This is a genomic window from Cupriavidus pauculus (genome assembly GCF_002858765.1).
Taxonomy (GTDB): Bacteria; Pseudomonadota; Gammaproteobacteria; order Burkholderiales; family Burkholderiaceae; genus Cupriavidus; species Cupriavidus pauculus_B.
The window spans coordinates 744,369-765,517 of record NZ_PJRP01000001.1 but is presented as its reverse complement, the minus strand read 5'-3'; the positions used below and the strand labels follow the sequence as shown (position 1 = coordinate 765,517).

Below are 21,149 nucleotides of genomic sequence, written 5' to 3'. Positions count from 1 at the left end.
CGAACTGCTCATGAGCCTGCTGCGCCTGCCCTGGCGACGCCATCCCGCCGCAGGCGCTGCCCCCCTGCCTGAAGCCGCACGCCCCACGCTGGCCGATGTCGCCGCCGAGGATTTGGCGCTGGCGGACGCCCTGCCCCACCTGGAAGAAACTTCCGCCCATCCCGCACCGCGCTCGCTGTTTGGCGAGATCCTGGACTGGATGCTGGCGCCGCTGCTGCTGCTCTGGCCGATGAGCATCGCGGTCACGTACCTGGTGGCCAAGTCGATCGCCAACGGGCCGTTCGACCGCGCGCTGGAGGCCAGTGCCATCGTGCTGTCGCAGCAGGTGCGCGAAGTGAACGGGCGCGTGACGCTGCAGCTGCCGCTGTCGGCCCGCGAGATCCTGCGCGCCGACGAGACCGACAATATCTATTATCAGGTGGTGGGCAAGCGCGGCGAGTATGTGGCCGGCGACCACGACCTGCCGCTGCCGTCGGAAGAGGAACAGGGCCATGCCGGCCTGGTGTCGATGCGTGACGACCGCGTGGCCGGTAACGATGTGCGCGTGGCTTATACCTATGTCGATCTGAAAAATGTCGGCGGCGACCAGCCGGTGCTGGTGCAGGTGGCCGAGACACTCGACAAGCGCGCCCGGCTGGCCAACGAAATCATCAAGGGCGTGATCCTGCCGCAGTTCGTGATCCTGCCACTGGCCGTGGTGCTGGTGTGGTTCGGGCTCACGCGCGGGCTGGCGCCGCTGACGGCCATCCAGCAGCGCATCCGCTCGCGCAATCCGGGCGACACGAGCCCCATCGACGAACGCGCCGCGCCGCAGGAAATCACGCCGCTGGTGGCGTCGTTCAACGACCTGCTGGCCCAGCTCGACCAGTCCGTGCAGACCCAGAAGCGTTTCATTGCCGATGCCGCGCACCAGATGAAGACACCGCTGGCGGGCTTGCGCATGCAGGCCGAACTGGCCCAGCGCGAACAGTCGCCCGAGGAACTGCGGCGGTCGCTAGCGCAGATCGCCGGCAGTTCGGAACGCACCGCGCACCTGGTGACGCAACTGCTGTCGCTGGCGCGCATGGAAAACCTGGGGGGCGCCGGCGGCATGGCGCCGCTGGATCTTTCGGCACTGGCCCGCGACGTGGTCAAGGACTGGCTGCCGCAGGCGTGGGCGCGCAACATCGACCTGGGGCTGGAAGCCGACGAGCACCCCGTCATGATCACCGGCAACCGCCTGATGCTGACCGAAATGCTCAACAACCTGGTGGACAACGCCATCCGCTACACGCCTGCCGGCGGCCACGCCACCGTGCGCGTGACCAGCGACGCCTTCGAGCCATTCGCCTATCTGGATGTGGAAGACACGGGCCCCGGCATCGCGCCCGGCGAGCGCGAACGCGTGATGGAGCGCTTCTACCGCGTGCTGGGCACCAACACCGAGGGCAGCGGGCTTGGGCTGGCCATCGTGCGTGAAATCGTGCAGCAGCATGGCGGCGAGGTGAGCATCCACGACAACGTCTATCAGACGTCGCCGCGGCTGGCCGGTGCGCGACTGCGCATCACCCTGCGCCGCACCGCACCGGAAGAGAACCCGGCATGACCAGGAAACCGCCCCGCGACCGCATGACGCCGCTCGAACGACGCGGCTGGCATCACAACGTGCGATGGATCGTGGCGCTGCTGGCAGCCTGGTTCCTGATCACGTTCGGGATCAGCTGGTTTGCGCGCGACCTGCGCTTTGACTTCCTGGGCTGGCCCTTTTCGTTCTGGATGGCCGCCCAGGGATCGCTAATTCTTTACGTGCTGATGGCCGCGCTGTACGCCTGGCGCATGAACCGGGCCGACGACGAGATGCACGCCCGCGAGAGCGAACTGGCCGGCGCCGGTATCCACATCGAAGCCCACCCGTCGCCGCCCGCCCAACCTGACGGCGCCGGCGAAAAACCCCGCCACGACCCGCTCTAAGGGTTTCCTCCGGGCTTACGCCCATTGCTGCGCCGCAAGAACGGCGCCCGGTGGCGGCGGCCGGCGGCCGGCGGTCCGGGGGCCTCGCAATGCAGCACGTCCACGCCCCGATTTCGGCCCGATTTGCCTAGCGTATACCCCGACGGATTCAGTCCGGTTTGCCCTGAATCTGTCAGAACTCAGTAAGTTTCGCCTCCCACAATCGTTCCAACCTTGGCGCAATGGGCCGGTACGCGCACACGTACACGCGCCTGACGACGGGGACCTGAAGATTTTCGACGGAAGAACGGAAACGGAGGAGACAACAAATGGCAAACGCGCAAAATGTGGGGGCCGTACCTGCGGCCCACAATGCGCCGATGACGAAGGAAGAGAAGAAGGTCATCATGGCCTCTTCCCTCGGCACGGTGTTCGAGTGGTACGACTTTTATCTGTACGGTTCGCTGGCGTCGGTCATCGCCAAGCAGTTCTTCGCGGGGCTGGACCCCACTTCGGCATTCATCTTCGCGCTGCTGGCCTTCGCGGCGGGCTTCATCGTCCGCCCCTTCGGCGCCCTGGTGTTTGGCCGTCTCGGCGACATGATCGGCCGCAAGTACACCTTCCTGGTGACCATCCTGATCATGGGCGTCTCGACGTTCATCGTCGGCCTGCTGCCGGGGTACGCCGCCATCGGCTGGGCCGCCCCGATCATCCTGATCGCCCTGCGCATGCTGCAGGGCCTGGCACTGGGCGGCGAGTACGGCGGTGCCGCCACGTACGTGGCCGAGCACGCACCGCACGGCAAGCGCGGCGCCTATACCGCATGGATCCAGACCACCGCCACACTGGGCCTGTTCCTTTCGCTGATCGTGATTCTGCTGTGCCGCCAGGCGATGACGCCCGCCGCGTTCGACGCCTGGGGCTGGCGTATCCCGTTCCTGGTCTCGATCCTGCTGCTGGCCATGTCGGTGTATATCCGCCTGTCGATGAGCGAGTCGCCGGCCTTCCAGAAGATGAAGGCCGAGGGCAAGACGTCGAAGGCACCGCTGACCGAAGCCTTCGGCCAATGGCGCAACCTGAAGATCGTGATCCTGGCGCTGGTGGGCCTGACCGCCGGCCAGGCCGTGGTCTGGTACACGGGCCAGTTCTACTCGCTGTTCTTCCTCACGCAGGTGCTGAAGGTGGACGCCACCACGGCCAACCTGCTGATCGCCGGCGCACTGGTGATCGGCACGCCGTTCTTCATCTTCTTCGGCTCGCTGTCGGACAAGATCGGCCGCAAGTGGATCATCATGCTGGGCTGCGCGCTGGCCGTGCTGACCTACTTCCCGCTGTTCAAGGCAATGACGCACTACGCCAACCCGGCGCTGGAGCGTGCCCAGCAGTCGGCCCAGATCGTGGTCACGGCCGACCCAGCCACCTGTTCGTTCCAGGGCAGCCCGATCGCCCGCGAGATCGATTTCCGCAGCTCGTGCGACATCGTCAAGCGTACGCTGGCCCAGGCATCGGCCAGCTATGAGGTGGTCAACGCTCCGGCCGGTACCGTGGCGTCGGTGAAGATCGGCGACAAGGAAATCAAGTCCTTCGACGCCACCGTGGGCAAGGGCGCCTTCGACGACGCCAGCAAGAAGCAGATCGCCGACTTCAAGAAGGCAGTCAGCACCGAGATGACGGCGCACGGCTATCCGACCAAGGCGGACCCGGCCCAGATGAACACGATCATGGTGCTGGTGGTCCTGGTCATCCTGGTGATCTACGTGACGATGGTGTACGGCCCGATCGCGGCCATGCTGGTGGAAATGTTCCCGACCCGCATCCGCTACTCGTCGATGTCGCTGCCGTATCACATCGGCAATGGCTGGTTCGGCGGCCTGCTGCCCACCATCTCGTTCGCGCTGGTGGCCCAGAACGGCAACATCTACTACGGCCTCTGGTACCCGATCATCATCGCCGCCATGACCTTCGTGCTGGGCGCGCTGTTCGTCCGCGAAACCAAGGACGTGGACATCTACGCCAACGACTAAGCGGCCACACGACAACAACCACGCAATCCAGGCATTCACCGGAGGGATACAACCGGTAACCCTCGCTCAGGATGGCTGGCCTACCGGCCAGCCGCTCCTTCTAGGCAGACCCTCGGGTCTGCCATTTTTTTAGGCAAGCGCCGAAGCTTGCAGAAAATTGTCACAAAGGTGTTGACAGCCCGAAAAGCGTGGGTATAATTTCGATCTTCGTTGGCGAATTAGCTCAGTTGGTTAGAGCGACGGAATCATAATCCGCAGGTCCGGGGTTCGAGTCCCTGATTCGCCACCATCTATTTGGAAGACGCCGCAATCCTTCACGGGATTGCGGCGTTTTGCTTTGGGGCGGCCGAGAATGGCTAGTTCACGCCCGCCGAAACACGATGTCAGCCACCTTCGGCTCCAGGGGCGCCGACACCCGGTCGACTTCCCCTTTGCCATCGCGTCCAAACGTCAGTGGCAGGTTGTCCGGATGAATCTCCGCGGGCCTGTCTTCGGTGCTGAAGACATCGGCATCCACAGCGGCGAGTCGCCCCGACATGCCTCGCCAGCGCCAGCCCAGGCCCTCGCCTTCGCGAACGATGGCGAAACGGCCATAGGCAGGGTGCGTGTAGTCACCCACGTACTGGGTCAGCGAAAGCGGTACTGTCCGCGCCTTCTCCCGCTCTGCCTCGCGCCGGGCCTTTTCCTCGCGTTCCTGCGCCAGCGCCTTGCGCCGCCCTTCGGCAAAGCGTGCCAGCCAATCGACTGGCTCGTGTCCGCGCAACCGGTCGAACGCGCTATAGGTGAGCAGCTCCGTCACGCCGCCGGGCACCCGGTTGGTCAGTATGGCGATGCCAAGGCCATGCTCGGGCAGTATCGCCATGATCGTGGACCAACCTACCCAGGACCCGGTGTGCCACTGCATCCGCGCGCCACGATAGTGGCCAATGTTCCAGCCAAAGCCGTAGTGCAAATGCCCGACGTGCTCGTTTGGCGATTGGCCGGCGTAGACCCAAGGCGTAGTCATTTCCCGAATCGCCTGACTGGACAGAAGCCGGCTGCCGGCTACCTGGCCATCGCCCAACCACAGGTTCAGCCATCGGGCCAGGTCTCGGACGCTTGCGTTGAGGGCCCCGGCCGGCGCCGCTCGAATGGGGCACAGGTGGGCGCGTTCCACCTCGGCACCCCGGCGCACATGGGGGTGCGCGTGATCTGCCGCACCAGCCAGCGCCTCGATTGCAAACCCGAAATCGGTGAAGCCAAGTGGGTGCAGCAACCGATCGGCGGTGAACGACTCCCAACGCTGCCCACTGATCCGCTCGGCAATGTGTCCGGCAACGACATAGCCCAGGTTCTGGTACTCGAACCCGGTGCGGATATCACGACTGAGTTGCAGGTGCCTCAGGGACTCGACAATTTGCGCGGTGGAAAGGTCGCCGGGCCCGTGGATCCAGTCGTGGCGAGGCAACCCGGTGTGATGGCATAGCAGATCGCGAACGGTGACACGCTCGCTGGCGACGGCATCGTGCAGTTGGAACGCCGGCAGATAGTCCCGAACCGGTCGGCCAAAATCCAGCTTGCCTTCGTCGAACAGCAGGCCAAGACCGGCCGCCGTGAAGGATTTGGTCAGGGAACAAAGCAAGAACTGCGTATCGGGCGTGACAACATCGTCTGCATCGATATCCTTTCGGCCGTACCCCTTGAGCAGCAGCGTTTCGCCCGCCTTTACGATCGCTATCGCCGCACCTGGAACGCGCCATTCCGCCATGGCCGCCTCCACCAGCCCATCGAAGTCTCCCAGCATTCCCCCCCCTCGAAACGTTTGTACGAGCGAACAAGACCTACCGTGGACTATCGTGTGCTGGCGCGCGATGGGAACGCACCTGCGCCAGCCGTAGCGGCCATCGCCGCCGGAAGCCTCAAACCAGCGCCATCAACGGCGCCAGCATCGGGCTCCGCGCGGCCAGCGCGCGTTGTTCGGCCAGCACGCCCTGCAGGATGTCGCGCGTCGTGTCCGGATTCGCCAGCACCACTCGGAACACCGCGATTGCCCTGCCGCCCCACTGCGACGACGTCAGCTGCGTGCGCGACACGAACGACCGCCCGGCGTCGCGCTGCATCTCCTGGATGCTGATGGTGAGCGCGTCCAGCGCCTGCTGGATCTGCTCGCGGGTCTCCGCCGGCGTCGACGCCGACACCAGCGCCGTGCGCACAGGTTCGGGCACGTAGCGGTACGTCAGGATGCAAAGCTGCGGCCGGCTATCGAGCTCGAAATCGGCCTGTTGCTCGATCAGTCCGGCAAAGAACTTCGCGTTGTCGATGCCGGTGTCGATCAGCCTGGCCAGCCCCTTGCGTCCCAGCAGGTGCAGGTTGGCGTAGAGCATTACGGCCGCCGCGCCGCGCGAGCCTTCGAGTGTGTGGCGTCCCAGGTCGACCGAGCCCTTGCGCACGATGTAGTTCGCGTGCTGGATGATCTCCTGCGTCCAGGCCGGATCGCGGAACAGCACCATGCCGGCGCCCATCGGCACATAAAACTGCTTGTGTGCGTCGATCACCACGGAATCCGCACGTTCGATGCCGGCAAAGCGCCCGCGCTCGCGTTCGGACAGCAATGTCGCACCGCCCCAGGCGGCATCGACATGAAAATGGCACCCGGCTTCCTGCGCCACGTCGGCCATCGCGTCCAGCGGGTCCACCGCGCCAGTTTCGGTCGATCCGGCAATGCCAACGATGGCCATCGTCCGGATATTGCTTGCCTGCAGATCGCCCAGCGTGTCGCGGAGCTTGTCGATCCGCATGCGGCCATCGCCATCGACCGCCACCGGCACCAGGTTGTCGCGGCCGATACCCAGCACGTCGGCGGCCTTGCGCAGCGAATAGTGGCCGCGCTCGGACACCACGATCGCCAGCCCGTCGTAGCCGTAGTGGCGCAGCGCCGCCATCAGGCCGGCATTGTGGACGCCCGCGAAGCCGTCGCGCGCACGCAGCACGTTGTTGCGGCTGGCCCAGAGCGCCGCCAGGTTGGCCGTGGTGCCACCCGCGCAAAACGCGCCAAGCGAATGCTCGGGGTTGTGCAGCCACTGGGCATAGAAGTCGCCCTCGCGCGCAAAGACCAGCTTGTGCAGCATGCCGATGACCTGGCGCTCCAGGCCGGTCAACGCGCCCGAGGTTTCAAGCTTCACCACGTTCTGGTTCAGCGCCGCCACGATCTTGGCCAGCGACGGCATGAACGACGGCAGCGACGACGTCATATGACCGACGAAGCTCGGCGAGGCCACCGGCATCACGTGGCGGAATACGTCGTGCAACAGGTGATCGGCGTGCGCCTGCGGCGCGGTGGGGTCTTCGGGCAGGTCCACCGACGCGAACTGCGCCTCGCGCGTGGCGCAGGCGCCCACCGGATCGAAATCCTGGCTGGCGAAGAAATCCGCAGGGTGCTCGGCGATGCGTCGCTCCAGGTCCTCGAACGCACCCCGGTCAGCGTCGAACCAGTGCAGCGGACAGTCGTCGTCCAATCGAGGGTCGTGCGAGTTGTCTGACTTCTCCGTCTTCGGCGCGTTCATTTGCAAAGCCCAGTCGATACCGTGCCGCCCCGGATGCGGCGCGGTGTGGCTGGGATTATGCCGGATAAGGGCCGAATAAGGCCGGACAGGGCCGGCCCCGGTGCGTCAGCGTGCCGCGCGGCGCAGGCTCCGCCCCGGCCGTGCGCAGGTTGCCGCGCCGTGCTCCCACACGGCCTGCCCGTTCACGAACACGTGCGCAATGCCGGCCGACGGCTGTTGCGGATCCAGGTACGTCGCCACATCCTTCACCGTCTTCGGATCGAACACGGTGACGTCGGCGGCGTGGCCTTCCCGGATCTCGCCGCGACCAGCCAGCCCGAACGCGTGCGCAGTCATGCCTGTCATCTTGTGGACGGTTTCCTCCAGCGTCAGCAGGCCCAGGTCGCGGCTGTAGTGGCCCAGCAGGCGCGTGAAGGTGCCCCACAGGCGCGGATGCGGATAGTCGTCGGACGGAATCCCGTCCGATCCGATCATCGTGTCGCGGTACGCCAGCACGCGCTGGACGTCGCCTTCGTCCATGAAGAAGTACATGCCCATGCCTGGCATCACGCGGTCCAGCGCCTCGGCACGCGAGCACTGCCATTCGTGCGCCAGGTCGGACAGCTTGCGGCCGGCGCTTTTCGGCGCCGAGCGCGAATAGGTAATCAGGATCTCGTCGCTGATGGCCAGCCGTTCGCGGCGCAGCAGCGACGACGACGCCGTGTACGGATAGCAGTCCAGGCAGATCTTCTGCGCACGGCCCAGTTCGCCGATACGGGCCAGCGTCTCGCGCGTGCGGCCGAAGTTGGGCTTGCCGATGACCTTGTGATGCGAGATCACGAGCCTGACGTCGATGGCGCGCGCAATCCGGGCCGATTCCTCGATGGCCTCGATCACGCCGTCGCCCTCGGTACGCATGTGCGTGGCATAGACAACACCGAACTGCTTCAGGTCGCGCCCCACGCCGATGATTTCCTCGGCCGGCGCGGACGCCGCGGGCGGGTAGAACGTGCCCGTGGACATGCCGATCGCGCCCTGCTCCAGCGCAGCGTTGGCGGCCTGGCGCATGGCTTCTACCTCGACGGCGGTGGCAGGCCGGTCGAAGTCCGCCTGATGCACCGCGCGCAACGCCGTATGGCCAACCAGTGATGCCACGTTGACAGCCGCCGGCGTGGCGTCGAGGGCATCGAGATACTGGCCGAACGCCGCAAAGCGCCACTGCGGGTCAACCGTGCGCAGGGGCAGCGGCGGGTCCCCACCGCTCTGCCGGTACGGCGCCAGGCTGATGCCGCAGTTGCCGTTCACGACGGTCGTCACCCCCTGCGAGATCTTCGGCGCCATGCCCGGGGTTTCCAGTACGGCGCGGTCGTCGTGCGCGTGGCTGTCGATAAAGCCCGGCGCCACGACCATCCCGGCCACATCGATCTCGCGGTCGGCGCGCTGGCCCGTGGCGTCGCCAATGAACACGATACGGCCACCCTGCAGCGCCACGTCGGCACGGTAACGCGCCGCGCCGGTGCCGTCGATCACATCGCCGCCGCGCAAAATCACATCGAACATGCTGGTCTCCCCGTCAGTCGAGCTTGATGTCAGCCTTGCGGATCAGGTCGCCCCACTTGCGGCTTTCCTTTCCGATCATCTGGGCAAACGCCTCGGGCGAGCCGCCCACCACCACCGATCCGTTCTGCTCGGCCTCCTTCCGCGTGGCCGGCAACTGCAGGTAGGCATTGATCTCGCGGTTCAGCCGCTCCACCACGGGCCGGGGCGTGCCGGCGGGCGCCACGATGCCGCCCCAGGCATTGACCTCGAAACCGGGCAGGCCCGCTTCCTCCATCGTCGGCACGTTGGCCAGCACCGGCAGCCGCGCCTTGCTGGTCACCGCAATGGCGCGCAGCTTGTTGCCCTGCACGGCGGCGAGGATGGAGGGCACGTTGTCGAACATGAAGTCGACCTGGCCGCTGATGACGTCGATCTGTGCCTGCGGCGCGCCACGGTATGGAATATGGCGAAATTCGATGTGCGCCTGGTCTCTGAGCATTTCGCCGCTCAGGTGGCTGGTCGTACCGTTGCCGCCCGAGCCCATCGTCAGGCGGCCCGGATTCTTGCGTGCGTAGTCGATCAGCTCCCTGACCGTGTGCACCGGCAGGCCGGGGCTCACGGCCAGGATATTCGGGATGGTCGTGGTGGCGCAGACCGGCACCAGGTCCTTGTCGGGGTCATAGCCGGGGCGCGCCAGCAGGCTGCGGTTGATGGCCATCGTCACGATATTGCCGAAGCCGATCGTGTAGCCGTCCGGCCTGCTGCGCACCAGCGTCTGCATGGCGATGCTGCCGGCCGCGCCGGGCCGGTTGTCCACCACCACCGACGAGCCGAGCCTGTCGCCCAGGTACTGGGCCAGCTTGCGGCTCGACTGGTCGGGCGTGCTGCCCGCGGCTGCCGGCACGATCAGTGTGATCGGCTTGCCGGCGGGCCAGTCCGCCGCCTGTGCGCTGCCTGCGGCACATGCGGCCAGCAGCCCGGCCATCACGGCGCGGGTTTTAAGAATTTCAATGGCTTTGTGTCTCTGGGGTATCGTCATCGGCAACCTCGCGGCAAGCGTGCAATCTCTGTGTGAACGCGCTATGTTGCGCCCAGGCCCGCGCCGCTGTATATCGAAGTTTCGGCAAGCACCCATTCCTTTTTTTGATGACATGAAGCATCCCGCCCGGCGTCAAATCCCCTCCGTGGTCAACCTGAACACGTTCGACACCATCGCGCGACGGGGCAGCGTGACGGCAGCGGCCGACGAGCTTGGCCTGAGCCAGGGTGCCGTCAGCAAGCAGCTGCTGGATCTCGAGAGCTTTCTTGGCACGACCCTGTTCGAGCGCAACAACGCCCGGCTGGCATTGAGCGATGAAGGCGCTGGCTACCTGGCACGCATCCGGTCGCTGCTGGACCAGCTGGAAGCGGCAACGGTGGCCGCCTCGGGCGCCGCCCAGCGGATGCGCGAGGTGCGCTTCTCGGTGCCGAACACGTTCGGCCTGCTATGGGTCATGCCGCGCCTGTGCGGCTTCGCGGCGGCGCATCCCGAGATTCGCATCCATGTGGCCAACCACATCGGCGCGGTATCGTTGCGCGATGCGGGGCTGGACGCCGCCATCGTCTACGCCGAAGACGGTCTCGACGACGACAGCGCCGACCTACTGCACGGCGTACGCAGCCTGCCGGTTGCAGCGCGCGAACTGGTCCGCGGCCGGCTCCCGCTGCAGGCCAGCCGCATCGCCGCCCTGCCGCTGCTGCACCACACAACCGCGCCCAGCGCCTGGGCCAGTTACCTGCGCGATCTCGACACCAGCATCGATCTGCCGCTGCCGCCCGGTACGCAGTACAACCTCGTCACGTTCGCACTCAAGGCCGCCGAGGCCGGCCTCGGCGCCGCGCTGGTGCCCGACTACGCGGTGGCCGACAGCCTGCGCGAGGGGCGCGTGGTGCAGCTCAATCGTGCATCGGTGCCGTCGCGGCGCGGGTACTACCTGATCCGTCGCGCCGATCGTGCCGACGTGCCGGCGGTGAAGGTGCTGCGCGAATGGCTGATGACCCGGCGCGCAGACGTCGCCGGCATGGAAGGCTAGCGCACGGCGCCACACTAGAACGCGGCGGCGTCGTTCCGCCTGACGCGCGGCTTTGCCACGCTAGGAACCGGCTCGCCCTCCATCGGCAATAGCCGATGCACGCGCGCAAATTCCGCTAGGGCGATCAGCGAGCCCAGACCCAGCTTGTCCATGATGCTGGCCTTGTGCGAGCTAACGGTCTTGTTGCTGATCTCCAGCACGTCCGAGATCGCCTTGTTGGAATGGCCGACCGCCAGCAGACGCAACACAGTCAGTTCGCGCCGGCTCAGCAGGGCCTTGGGATCAGCCGGATTGGCGGCGGCGCGGCGGAAGGTCGGCAACGACTTCAGCGGAAACGCCGCGTAGCCGGTCATCAGCGCGCGCACAGCGTCGGCCAATCCGTCCAGCCCCGCGCTCTTGTCGATGTACCCGTGGGCACCGCCCAGCAACGCGCGCTCCGCCGCGCGCCGTTGGGCCGAGAGCACCAGCACGCACGTGACCGGCCAGGTCGACACCACCTCCTCAAGCACGGCGTCGCCGGGCAGGTCATCCAGCTGCAGATCCATCACGACCAGATCGGCCGGGCGGTCGCGCAGCGCCAGCAGCCCGGCGGCGCCACCGGGGGCAACGCGGACTTCCTCGAAGCCCGACGCGCTCTCGAGGATGTTGCAGACAGACTTGCGAACGGCGGTATGCGGGTCAATAACGATGGCGTTGGGCATGCCAAATCTCCGTGAACTCGAACAGCGGGCAGCTTAGGCCTTTCAGCGCAACGGCAGAACGGGCTGAAAATGCATGTTGAAATTTCCGGGCTTTCCTACGGAAATTTCAGACGTTGAGCCGTTGCGTCCGCACGCTGGCAGATGTGCGGCTCACGGAGCGACGATCAACCTAAAAGTCCAACAGATGACAATCGTGAAATCCTCAAAAATTCATCGCGGATTTGATCTACGTTACGGTGTGACCAACCTCTGCGTGCCATGATGAAACACGTCGCGCCCCGTCGCGCGCTCGCAGTTTTTCAACCAAGGAGATAGCGCCATGCCCCCGATGTCCAATATCGTGCTCGCCACTGACGGTTCCGCATTCAGCGATGCCGCCGCGCGCTTTCTTGCCGATGGCAAGCTGCTGCAGACCGGTTTCACGGTGCATGTGGTACACGTGTCACCTGACGTCACCGGCCAGGTGCGCGCGTTTGTCAGCAAGGAAACGATCGACGCGTGGCACAACGAGGCCAGCGAGAAGGCCATGACATCGGTCTGCGCCATCCTGGAAGCCGCGAAGGTCCCGTTTGAACGCCACGCGCTGCACGGCTATCCGCCCGAGAAGATCCTCGCTCATGCAAAGTCGGTGAATGCCAGCGCCATTGTCATGGGCACGCACGGGCGTGGGTCGTTCTTCGACGCCGTGCTCGGATCGGTAGCCGGCCGCGTGCTTGCGCAGGCCGCTTGTCCGGTTGTGATGGTGAAGGCGGAGGAAAAGGCCAAGCCCCAGGTGTGAGGTACCGGCTGGCCGGATTTCTGGAAGGCGCAGGGATCTGGCCGCCGGATGGCACTCAAGGCCGTTGCACGGGAATCAAGGCGGTCCAGGGCGATTCCGGCCAATCGCCGGTCTCATGCGGACGCGGCGGTATCGTGCCGTCTCAGGCCGCCCAGAGCGGCGGTTCGTCCATCAGCGCGATCTGTTCGCGCAGTTCCAGGATGCGATCCTGCCAGTAGCGCGCGGTACCGAACCACGGAAACGCGGCCGGAAATGCGGGATCGCGCCAGCGACTGGCCAGCCAGGCACTGTAGTGCAGCAGGCGCAGCGTACGCAGCGCCTCGACCAGCCACAGCTCGCGCGTATCGAAATCGGCAAAATCTTCGTAGCCGGCCACGATGTCGGCCAGTTGATCCTGCATCGCCGCCCGGTCGCCTTCGAGCAGCATCCAGATGTCCTGTACCGCCGGCCCCATGCGGCTGTCGTCGAAGTCGACGAAGTGCGGCCCTGGCGTGCCACGGCCGCGCGCATCGTCTTCATCGATCCACAGCACATTGCCGCGATGGCAATCGCCATGCAGCCGTAGCAGCCGCACGTCACCGGCGCGCTCGTAACAGCGGCGAACGGCGTCGAGCGCCAGGTCCACGGCCGCACGCCACGGCGCCAGCAGATCGGCGGGAATGCAGTCGTGGTCGAGCAGATAGTCGCGCGAGGCCACGCCGAACGTGTCGATATCCAGCGCCGGCCGCGCCTGGTACGCCGTGGCCGCGCCGCAGGCGTGAATCCGGCCGATGAAACGGCCCAGCCACGTGCGCGTGGCGGCCTGGTCCAGCGGCGGCTCGCGGCCGCCACAGCGCGGAAACACGGCAAAGCGGAAGCCCGCGTGCGCGAGCAACGTGCTGGCCGGGGCTTCGCCCATGCGCAGTGGCAGCGCCGGCACGGCGGGGATCTCCGCGTCGGCCAGTTGCTGCACGAAGGCATGTTCTTCGAGGATGGCCGCGTCGCTCCACCGGCCAGGCCGGTAGAACTTGACCACCAACGGTGCGGCGTCCTCGATGCCGACTTGCCACACGCGATTCTCGTAGCTGTTCAGCGCCAGCAGACGGCCATCCGGATAGAAGCCCGTCGCCTCCAGCGCATCGAGGATGCACTCGGGCGTCAGTCCCGCATAGGGGACGTCGTCGTGTGACACAGGGCTATCCGGGGTGGCCATGGCGGGGTCCGGTCAGGGTGCCGGCTTGCGGCTGCCGCCAAGCAGCGCGGCTTGCGGCGCGGGACGGCGATTGCGGGCCGGTGCAGCAGCGACAGCATCCTGTGCGGGACGCGGCTGCTGGGGACGTGCCTGCTGCTGACGCGGTTGCTGCGTGCGAGCCTGCTGCGGACGCTGGCCCGCCGGCTTGGCGGCGTTACCACCATTGCCACCACCATTGCCATTGCCCGAGCCATTGCCGTTCCGGCCTTCGCCGCGCGCCGGCTGCGCGCCCTGTGCGGGGCGCGGCTGACGCGGCTGGCTCGGCTGACCGGCAGACTCCTGGCGCTGTCCTTGCGGGGCACGCGGCGCGCGGCGCTCGCCGCCATTGGCATTGCCGCCGCCGTTGCCACGCGGCTGGCTGCCACGGCCCTGCGGCGGACCGCCACGTTGCTGGCGCCCCTTCTGGATCGGCTCGGCCGCAATGCTCGGGTCCACTTCAAACCCGGTCAGTGCCACCTGTTCGATCTGTCGCTTGATCAGACGCTCGATATCGCGCAGCAAGCCAAGCTCGTCGACGCAAACCAGCGAGATCGCCTCGCCTTCGGCGCCCGCGCGGCCCGTGCGGCCGATACGGTGAACATAGTCCTCGGGCACGTTGGGCAGGTCGAAGTTCACCACGTGCGGCAACTGGTCGATATCGATACCTCGCGCCGCGATGTCGGTGGCCACCAGCAGCCGCAGCGTGCCGGCCTTGAATTCAGTCAGCGCGCGGGTGCGGGCCGACTGACTCTTGTTGCCGTGGATGGCCAGCGCGGACAGGCCGTCCTTGCTCAGTTGTTCTGCCAGGCGGTTGGCGCCGTGCTTGGTACGCGTGAAGACCAGCACCTGGTGCCAGTCGTGCTGGCGCACCAGATGGGCCAGCAGTTCGCGCTTGCGTTCGCGGTCCACGGGGAACACGCGCTGCGCCACGGTTTCGGCCGTGGTGTTGCGGCGGGCCACCTCGATCGACGCGGGGTTGTTCAGCAGGCGGTCGGCCAGCGCGCGGATATCGTCCGAGAACGTGGCCGAGAACAGCAGGTTCTGCCGCTTGGCCGGCAGCACGTTCAGGATCTTGCGGATGTCGTGGATGAAGCCCATGTCGAGCATGCGGTCGGCTTCATCGAGCACCAGCAGTTCCACGTGGGACAGATCGATGGTGCGCTGGGATACGTGATCGAGCAGGCGGCCAGGGGTGGCCACCACGATGTCCACGCCGCGCTTGAGCGCTTCGATCTGCGGATTGATGCCGACGCCGCCGAACATCACCATCGAACGCAGCTTCAGGTACTTGCCGTAGTTGCGTACGCTTTCCTCGACCTGGGCGGCCAGTTCGCGTGTGGGGGTCAGCACCAGGGCGCGTACCTGCGGGCGGGCGCCGCGCGGTGCCGGGTTGCGCGCCGCGGTATCGGCCAGCATCTGCAGCATCGGCAGCGTGAAACCTGCGGTCTTGCCAGTGCCGGTCTGGGCACCGGCGAGAAGGTCGCCACCTTTCAGAATTGCGGGAATGGCTTGCGCCTGAATAGGGGTCGGCGTGGTGTAGCCCTGTTCGGCCACGGCACGCACCAGCTTGTCGGACAAGCCGAGTTCGGAAAAAGACATGAAATGACGCTTCGGCTGCCCGTTGCGCAGCAGATGTGCGCCAATCGTGGGGCAGCTCGGGTAGATGACCGTACCTGAGGGTCAGGGCCGGCGGGATGGGTCGATTGCCCCCCGTTCCCGGGCTGGAAAGGCCCGTAGTGTACCAGCCTGTGGAAACTGGCGCGCCGCTTGCGGAGCGCAGGTGGCGCTGCGCTATCATGACGGCCACCCGGTGCCGGCGCGCGCCAGCCCCCTTCCATCGCCCTTCCCCATCGCCATGCGGTTCCGTTTCGTCGAAGATCAGGAAGTCACGCTCTTTGCGGCCATCCCCGTCGGCCTGCTGGCTGGCGTCGTGACCACGCTGTTCAAGGACGCGCTGGAGGCCAGCGGCCTGGTCATGTTCGGCAAGGACGCCGACATCGTGCTGATCTTCGCGGGCCTGGCCCTGGCCTGGCGCGTCGTCATCCCGGTGGTGGGCGGCGCCCTGGCCGGTGCGCTGCTGGTGGCGGCACAGCGCTATGCCCGCACCGAAGCCCTGCCCAGCGAATACATGGAAGCCGTGGCGCGCGGTACGGGCCGGCTGCCGGTGCGCATCACGCTGCTGCGCGCGCTGTCGTCGTTCTGCTCGATCGTCTCGGGCAGCTCGGTCGGCAAGGAAGGCGCGATGATCCAGCTGGCCGCGCTGACCGGATCGATCTTCCCGTCCGGACGCGCCGACCAGGCCATCGGCGACAGCAACATGCGCCGTATGCTGACTGCCTGCGGCGCGGCAGCGGGCCTGGCCACGGCCTATCACACCCCCTTGTCGGCGGCGGTATTCGTGGCCGAAGTCGTGTTTGGCGCACTGGCCGTGCAGCGCCTGATGCCGCTGCTGCTGGCGTCGGTGGCCGGCACCATGGTCAGCCAGTGGCACGGCGGCCTAGAACCGCTCTATTCCGGCCTGCATATCGGCCCGGACCTGCTCCAGCAACCGCACCTGCTGCTGGCCGCCGCCGGCATCGGCCTGATCGCCGGGGTGTCGGGCGCGGTGTTCATGCGCGCCAACACGCTGGCCCGCAACGGGTTCCGGCACGTGCCCGGTGGCCCGGTGGCGCGCCTGGCGCTGGGCGGCCTGCTGGTGGGGCTGCTGGCCATGGTGGTGCCCGAAGTGGTCGGCAACGGCTATTACACGATCCAGACCATCCTGCGCAACGAACCACTTTCGGTGGCGGTCTGGGGCGTGCTGCTGGCCAAGCTGCTGGCGACCGTGGTCAGCATGGGCTCGGGCGCCGTGGGCGGCGTGTTCACGCCATCGATGTTCGTGGGCGCGGCCCTGGGCCAGCTCGTGGCGCTGGGCATTCCGGGCGGCACGTCGAGCCCGGTGCTGCCGCTGGTCGGCATGACGGCCTTCCTGGCGGCCACCAGCCAGGCGCCGCTGATGTCGATCCTGATGGTCTTCGAGATGACACTGGCGCCCACGCTGCTGCTGCCGCTGATGATCGGCGCGGTGGCGGCGTACTACACGGCGTCGCGCTGCCAGACGCTGTCGCTCTACAGCGTGGTGGTGGAGCGCGCGCAGGCATCGGCCGCCGTGGAACGCGCGCGCGGCCTGCGCCTGGCCGGGCTGTGCGATCCCACCAGCACGGTGATCGACCCCACCGCCACGGTGGCCCAAGCCGCCGACAAGTTTGCCGAAACCGGCACGCGCTACCTGTATCTGGTGGACGCGGCCGGCACGCTGCTGGGTGCCATCTCGATCCATGCCATCCAGCGCGCGCAGCGCGAGGCGCCTGACGCCACGCTGCTGTCCCTGGGCGATCTGACGTTTCCGTCGCTGACCCCCGACTCCCGGCTGCGCGACGCGCTGGCGATCTTTTCCGAGCACGGCATCAACCGCATTCCGCTGGTGCGTGATGCCGCCAGTCGCGAATTGATGGGCACCGTGTCCAAGCAGCGCGTGCTGCAGGAGGCATCCTGCCTGTTCTGAGGCGGCTACGCCACAAACGCCGGGTGCACGGTTCCCCCGCCCCCAGCGCAAACGGGTAAAATCGCGGGTTACCCTGCCTGCGCGATGGCTGCAAGCGTGATGGCGTCCGGCGCCGGCGGTATTCCATATTCCAAGAACGATCGCTGTATTTCTTGTCGGGGGCCTTCATGCTGAAACTGTTGTCGCGTTCGTCGCACATCGCGTGCGCCGCGGTCGTGCTGTTATCCGCCGTTCCTGCCATGGCGCAGACCGTCCAGACCACGAGCCAGACCACTGGCCAGGTCACAACCCAGGTGACGAACCTGGCGGTGGCCGGCACGCCAGTACGCGTGATCCCGGACGATGCCCCGATGGCGCGCCTGGAACTGGCCCGGCCCACCGCCACCGAACCGCTGCAGGCAAAGCTCGACGGCAAGGTCCATGGCGTGGCCCCCGGACTGCGGATCTTCAGCACCGACACCATGCTGATGAATCCGAACACGGTGGCCGGCAAGAAGCTCAACGTGCGATACAAACTCGACCTCTATGGCCAGTTGCTGACCGCGTGGGTACTGACCGATGCGGAAACGAAGGCGTGGAAGGCCACGCACTGACCCTTTAAGAATCAACCTGTTGTGCCCTGATGCCCCCAGGTAAACCACTGAGACCGGCACCATGAAGAAGGTATTTGTCAAAACGTACGGCTGCCAGATGAACGAGTACGACTCGGACAAGATGGTGGACGTGCTGAACGCCACGCAGGGCATGGAGCCCACGGACAACGTCGAAGACGCCGATGTGATCCTGTTCAACACCTGCTCGATCCGCGAGAAGGCCCAGGAGAAAGTGTTCTCCGAACTGGGCCGCATGAAGGCGCTGAAGGCCGCCAAGCCCGACCTGGTGATCGGCGTGGGCGGCTGCGTGGCCAGCCAGGAAGGCGCCGCAATCGTGTCGCGCGCCCCGTACGTGGACGTCGTGTTCGGGCCGCAGACGCTGCACCGCCTGCCCGACCTGATCAACCGCCGCCAGTCCACCGGCCTGTCGCAGGTCGATATCTCGTTCCCCGAGATCGAGAAGTTCGACCACCTGCCGCCGGCCCGCGTGGATGGCCCGAGCGCCTTCGTGTCGATCATGGAAGGCTGCTCGAAGTACTGCAGCTACTGCGTGGTGCCCTACACGCGCGGCGAGGAAGTGTCGCGTCCGTTCGAGGACGTGCTGGCCGAAGTGGCCGGTCTGGCCGACCAGGGCGTGCGCGAGGTGACGCTGCTGGGCCAGAACGTGAACGCCTACCGCGGCACGATGGGCGGCACCAGCGAGATCGCCGACTTCGCCCTGCTGATCGAGTATGTGGCCGAGATTCCCGGCATCGAGCGTATCCGCTACACCACCAGCCATCCGAAGGAATTCACCTCGCGCCTGGTGGAACTGTACGAACGCTGCGACAAGCTCGTGAACCACTTGCACCTGCCCGTGCAGCATGCGTCGGACCGCGTGCTAATGGGAATGAAGCGCGGCTACAGCGTGCTGGAGTACAAGAGCATCATCCGTCGCCTGCGCACGATCCGCCCGGACATGTCGATGTCGTCGGACTTCATCATCGGCTTTCCCGGCGAGACCGATGCGGACTTCGACAAGCTGATGGCCATGGTCCACGAGATCGGCTACGACACGTCGTTCTCGTTCATCTTCAGCCCGCGCCCCGGCACGCCTGCCGCGAACCTGCACGACGTCACGCCGCATGACGTGAAGCTGCGCCGCCTGCAGACCCTGCAAGCCGCAATTGAAGAAAATGTGGTGCGGATCAGCCAGAACATGGTTGGCACGATGCAGCGCATCCTGGTGGAGGGCCCGGCCCGCAAGGACCCGACTGAATTGCACGGCCGCACCGAGAACAACCGGGTGGTCAACTTCGCGCTGCCGGGCATTCCCCAGGCCCAGCGCGACCGCATGGTCGGCCAGATGGTGGATGTCAGCATCACGCAGGCGTTCCCGCACTCGCTGCGCGGCGAAATCGTCGTGCGCCAATAAGCTTTATGAAGATTCCGACAGCAGAATTCGTCGCGCCGAAGAACGACAACACGCGCCTGCAGAACCTGTGCGGCCCGCTGGATGAAAACCTGCGCCAGATCGAACAGGCGCTGGACGTGACGATCCAGCGCCGCGGCCACCGCATGACGGTGCGTGGCGAGCGCGCGCAGGATGCCGCGCTGGCGCTGGAGCGCTTCTACAACAACGCCAAGGTGGCACTGTCGATCGACGACGTGCAGCTGGGCCTGGTGGAATCGCGCCAGATCGCCGCGCACGGCGCCTACCTGCCCGGTAACGAGGACAACGCCGGATCGTCGAATCCTGAAGACGATTCGCCGGTGCTGCACACACGCCGTGCCGGGCTGCAGGGCCGCACGGCCATGCAGCGCGAATACCTGCGCAACGTCCTGTCGCACGACCTGACGCTCGGCGTCGGCCCCGCCGGTACCGGCAAGACCTACCTGGCCGTGGCCTGCGCGGTCGACGCGCTGGAACGCGATTCAGTCAAGCGCATCGTGCTGACGCGCCCGGCCGTTGAAGCCGGTGAGCGACTCGGCTTCCTGCCGGGCGATCTGGCCCAGAAGGTGGACCCGTACCTGCGTCCGCTGTACGACGCGCTGTACGACCTGCTGGGTTTCGATCGCACGCAGAAGATGTTCGAGCGCCAGATGATCGAGATCGCGCCGCTGGCCTACATGCGCGGCCGCACGCTGAACCACGCCTTCATCATCCTGGACGAAGCCCAGAACACCACGCCGGAGCAGATGAAGATGTTCCTGACGCGGATCGGCTTCGGCTCCAAGGCCGTGATCACCGGCGACACCACGCAGATCGACCTGCCGCGCGGCCAGAAGAGCGGCCTGGTGGAGGCGCAGCACGTGCTGCGCGAAGTGCGCGGCGTCGCTTTCACCCGCTTTTCCAGCATCGACGTGGTGCGCCATCCGCTGGTGGCCCGCATCGTCGATGCCTACGACGAATATCACGCCCAGCACAAGGACGCCTGATCTTGACCAAGAAGTCTCCCGCAACAAAGACGCCCGACGCCACGCGCGTTGTCCTGTTCGATGCCGACGGCCGTGCCCGCAAGGCATCGGCGCACGCGCTGCGCATCCAGCTGGCCGACGGCCGCAGCCTGACGCTCGACCTGTCCCAGGCCAATGACGGCGTGGTGGCGCTGCTGGCCGAACACACCGACACCCGCCAGCAGGCCGGCCTGCTGGTGCGCCCGGACAACGCCGACGCGCTGTCGGTGGCCGTAACCGCCACGCCGATCGTCACCACCACGGGCACGCCGGCCACGCCGGCCGAGGTGGAACTGGACATCCAGTTCGGCGACGGCACGCGCAGGCGCCGCGGCGTACCGACCCCGAAGCAGATCGAAAAGTGCGTGAAATCGGCCTTGTATGACGATGCCGCGCTGACCATCCGTTTTGTCGACGAGGAAGAAGGTCGCACGCTGAACCGCACGTACCGAGGCAAGGACTACGCGACCAATGTCCTGACATTTGCCTATGCCGAGAGCGCCGACGATCCGGTGACCGGCGACATCGTGCTGTGCTGCCCGGTGGTGGAAGCCGAGGCGAAGCAGCAGAAGAAGCCGCTGGAGGCGCATTACGCCCACCTGATCGTCCACGGCGTGCTGCACGCGCAGGGCTACGAGCACGAGGACGACGCCGAGGCCGAGGAAATGGAGGCCATCGAGACCGAAACGCTGCAGGCGCTGGGCTTCAGCGATCCGTACCAGCCAGTGCGCGAATAAGCACAAAAGGCTGACACCCGTGCCGCCGGCGCCGTTGCAATCCTGGCGTCACGGGGCTGCAAGCC

General features: G+C 66.4%; 17 protein-coding genes and 1 tRNA gene. 11 read left to right on the top strand and 7 right to left on the bottom strand.

The features are described 5' to 3' along the window. Nucleotides 1-10 precede the first annotated feature (10 nt). The 4 genes from CYJ10_RS03495 (at nucleotide 11) to CYJ10_RS03480 (ending at nucleotide 4,242) form a co-directional block, all read left to right on the top strand. Nucleotides 11-1,585: a sensor histidine kinase gene (locus tag CYJ10_RS03495; protein ID WP_101680141.1), complete on the top strand. Its 1,575-nt coding sequence runs from the start codon at nucleotides 11-13 to the stop codon at nucleotides 1,583-1,585. Next, the gene (locus tag CYJ10_RS03490; protein WP_101680140.1) at nucleotides 1,582-1,950 is read left to right on the top strand and encodes a DUF4212 domain-containing protein; all 369 of its coding nucleotides are present in this window, start codon (nucleotides 1,582-1,584) and stop codon (nucleotides 1,948-1,950) included. Before CYJ10_RS03495 ends, CYJ10_RS03490 begins: the two co-directional genes overlap by 4 nt. A 308-nt stretch (nucleotides 1,951-2,258) precedes the next feature. Further along, nucleotides 2,259-3,953, top strand: coding sequence for an MFS transporter (locus tag CYJ10_RS03485; protein ID WP_101680139.1), 1,695 nt, complete (start codon nucleotides 2,259-2,261; stop codon nucleotides 3,951-3,953). 212 nt (nucleotides 3,954-4,165) lie between these two features. Further along, nucleotides 4,166-4,242 (top strand) — tRNA-Met (locus CYJ10_RS03480). A gap of 72 nt (nucleotides 4,243-4,314) precedes the next feature. Here the strand turns inward: CYJ10_RS03480 and CYJ10_RS03475 are convergent. The 4 genes from CYJ10_RS03475 to CYJ10_RS03460 all read right to left on the bottom strand — a co-directional run bounded on the left by CYJ10_RS03475 (nucleotide 4,315) and on the right by CYJ10_RS03460 (nucleotide 10,052). After that, nucleotides 4,315-5,736 carry a serine hydrolase gene (locus CYJ10_RS03475; protein ID WP_101680138.1) on the bottom strand — a complete coding sequence of 474 codons (1,422 nt, stop codon included), beginning with the start codon at nucleotides 5,734-5,736 and terminating at the stop codon, nucleotides 4,315-4,317. A 115-nt stretch (nucleotides 5,737-5,851) separates the two neighbouring features. Further along, nucleotides 5,852-7,495 (bottom strand): pyridoxal-dependent aspartate 1-decarboxylase PanP, encoded by a 1,644-nt coding sequence (gene panP / locus CYJ10_RS03470; RefSeq protein ID WP_101680137.1) that lies wholly within the window; start codon nucleotides 7,493-7,495, stop codon nucleotides 5,852-5,854. A gap of 105 nt (nucleotides 7,496-7,600) precedes the next feature. Continuing rightward, nucleotides 7,601-9,034 carry an N-acyl-D-amino-acid deacylase family protein gene (locus CYJ10_RS03465; protein WP_101680136.1) on the bottom strand — a complete coding sequence of 478 codons (1,434 nt, stop codon included), beginning with the start codon at nucleotides 9,032-9,034 and terminating at the stop codon, nucleotides 7,601-7,603. 13 nt (nucleotides 9,035-9,047) lie between these two features. Further along, nucleotides 9,048-10,052: a Bug family tripartite tricarboxylate transporter substrate binding protein gene (locus CYJ10_RS03460; RefSeq protein ID WP_257992474.1), complete on the bottom strand. Its 1,005-nt coding sequence runs from the start codon at nucleotides 10,050-10,052 to the stop codon at nucleotides 9,048-9,050. A 112-nt stretch (nucleotides 10,053-10,164) separates the two neighbouring features. Between CYJ10_RS03460 and CYJ10_RS03455 the strand changes: the two genes are divergently transcribed. Then, nucleotides 10,165-11,085 (top strand): LysR substrate-binding domain-containing protein, encoded by a 921-nt coding sequence (locus tag CYJ10_RS03455; protein ID WP_180862829.1) that lies wholly within the window; start codon nucleotides 10,165-10,167, stop codon nucleotides 11,083-11,085. A gap of 14 nt (nucleotides 11,086-11,099) precedes the next feature. Here the strand turns inward: CYJ10_RS03455 and CYJ10_RS03450 are convergent, their stop codons facing one another. Then, on the bottom strand, nucleotides 11,100-11,786 hold the full coding sequence (locus CYJ10_RS03450) for a response regulator transcription factor (protein WP_101680134.1): 687 nt from the start codon (nucleotides 11,784-11,786) through the stop codon (nucleotides 11,100-11,102). Between the two features lie 328 nt (nucleotides 11,787-12,114). Here CYJ10_RS03450 and CYJ10_RS03445 point away from each other — a divergent pair, with 328 nt between their 5' ends. Beyond that, nucleotides 12,115-12,564, top strand: a complete 450-nt coding sequence (locus CYJ10_RS03445) for a universal stress protein (RefSeq protein WP_101680133.1) — start codon at nucleotides 12,115-12,117, stop codon at nucleotides 12,562-12,564. A gap of 142 nt (nucleotides 12,565-12,706) precedes the next feature. Here the strand turns inward: CYJ10_RS03445 and CYJ10_RS03440 are convergent, their stop codons facing one another. After that, complete coding sequence (locus tag CYJ10_RS03440) at nucleotides 12,707-13,756, bottom strand: serine/threonine protein kinase (RefSeq protein WP_101680132.1); 1,050 nt, start codon at nucleotides 13,754-13,756, stop codon at nucleotides 12,707-12,709. Nucleotides 13,757-13,768: 12 nt separating this feature from the next. After that, nucleotides 13,769-15,373, bottom strand: coding sequence for a DEAD/DEAH box helicase (locus tag CYJ10_RS03435; RefSeq protein ID WP_101680131.1), 1,605 nt, complete (start codon nucleotides 15,371-15,373; stop codon nucleotides 13,769-13,771). Between the two features lie 256 nt (nucleotides 15,374-15,629). Between CYJ10_RS03435 and CYJ10_RS03430 the strand changes: the two genes are divergently transcribed. The 5 genes from CYJ10_RS03430 (at nucleotide 15,630) to ybeY (ending at nucleotide 21,084) form a co-directional block, all read left to right on the top strand. Continuing rightward, complete coding sequence (locus CYJ10_RS03430; protein WP_101680406.1) at nucleotides 15,630-17,318, top strand: ClcB-like voltage-gated chloride channel protein; 1,689 nt, start codon at nucleotides 15,630-15,632, stop codon at nucleotides 17,316-17,318. A gap of 167 nt (nucleotides 17,319-17,485) precedes the next feature. Further along, nucleotides 17,486-17,911 carry a hypothetical protein gene (locus tag CYJ10_RS03425; RefSeq protein WP_101680130.1) on the top strand — a complete coding sequence of 142 codons (426 nt, stop codon included), beginning with the start codon at nucleotides 17,486-17,488 and terminating at the stop codon, nucleotides 17,909-17,911. Nucleotides 17,912-17,972: 61 nt separating this feature from the next. Next, a complete protein-coding gene (gene miaB / locus CYJ10_RS03420) occupies nucleotides 17,973-19,325 on the top strand; it encodes a tRNA (N6-isopentenyl adenosine(37)-C2)-methylthiotransferase MiaB (RefSeq protein ID WP_101680129.1) in 1,353 nt (450 codons plus the stop codon). Between the two features lie 5 nt (nucleotides 19,326-19,330). Further along, a complete protein-coding gene (locus CYJ10_RS03415; protein WP_101680128.1) occupies nucleotides 19,331-20,329 on the top strand; it encodes a PhoH family protein in 999 nt (332 codons plus the stop codon). Continuing rightward, nucleotides 20,329-21,084, top strand: a complete 756-nt coding sequence (gene ybeY / locus CYJ10_RS03410) for an rRNA maturation RNase YbeY (protein ID WP_374703225.1) — start codon at nucleotides 20,329-20,331, stop codon at nucleotides 21,082-21,084. The genes CYJ10_RS03415 and ybeY overlap by 1 nt, the downstream gene beginning before the upstream one ends. The last annotated feature ends 65 nt before the right edge of the window (nucleotides 21,085-21,149 follow it).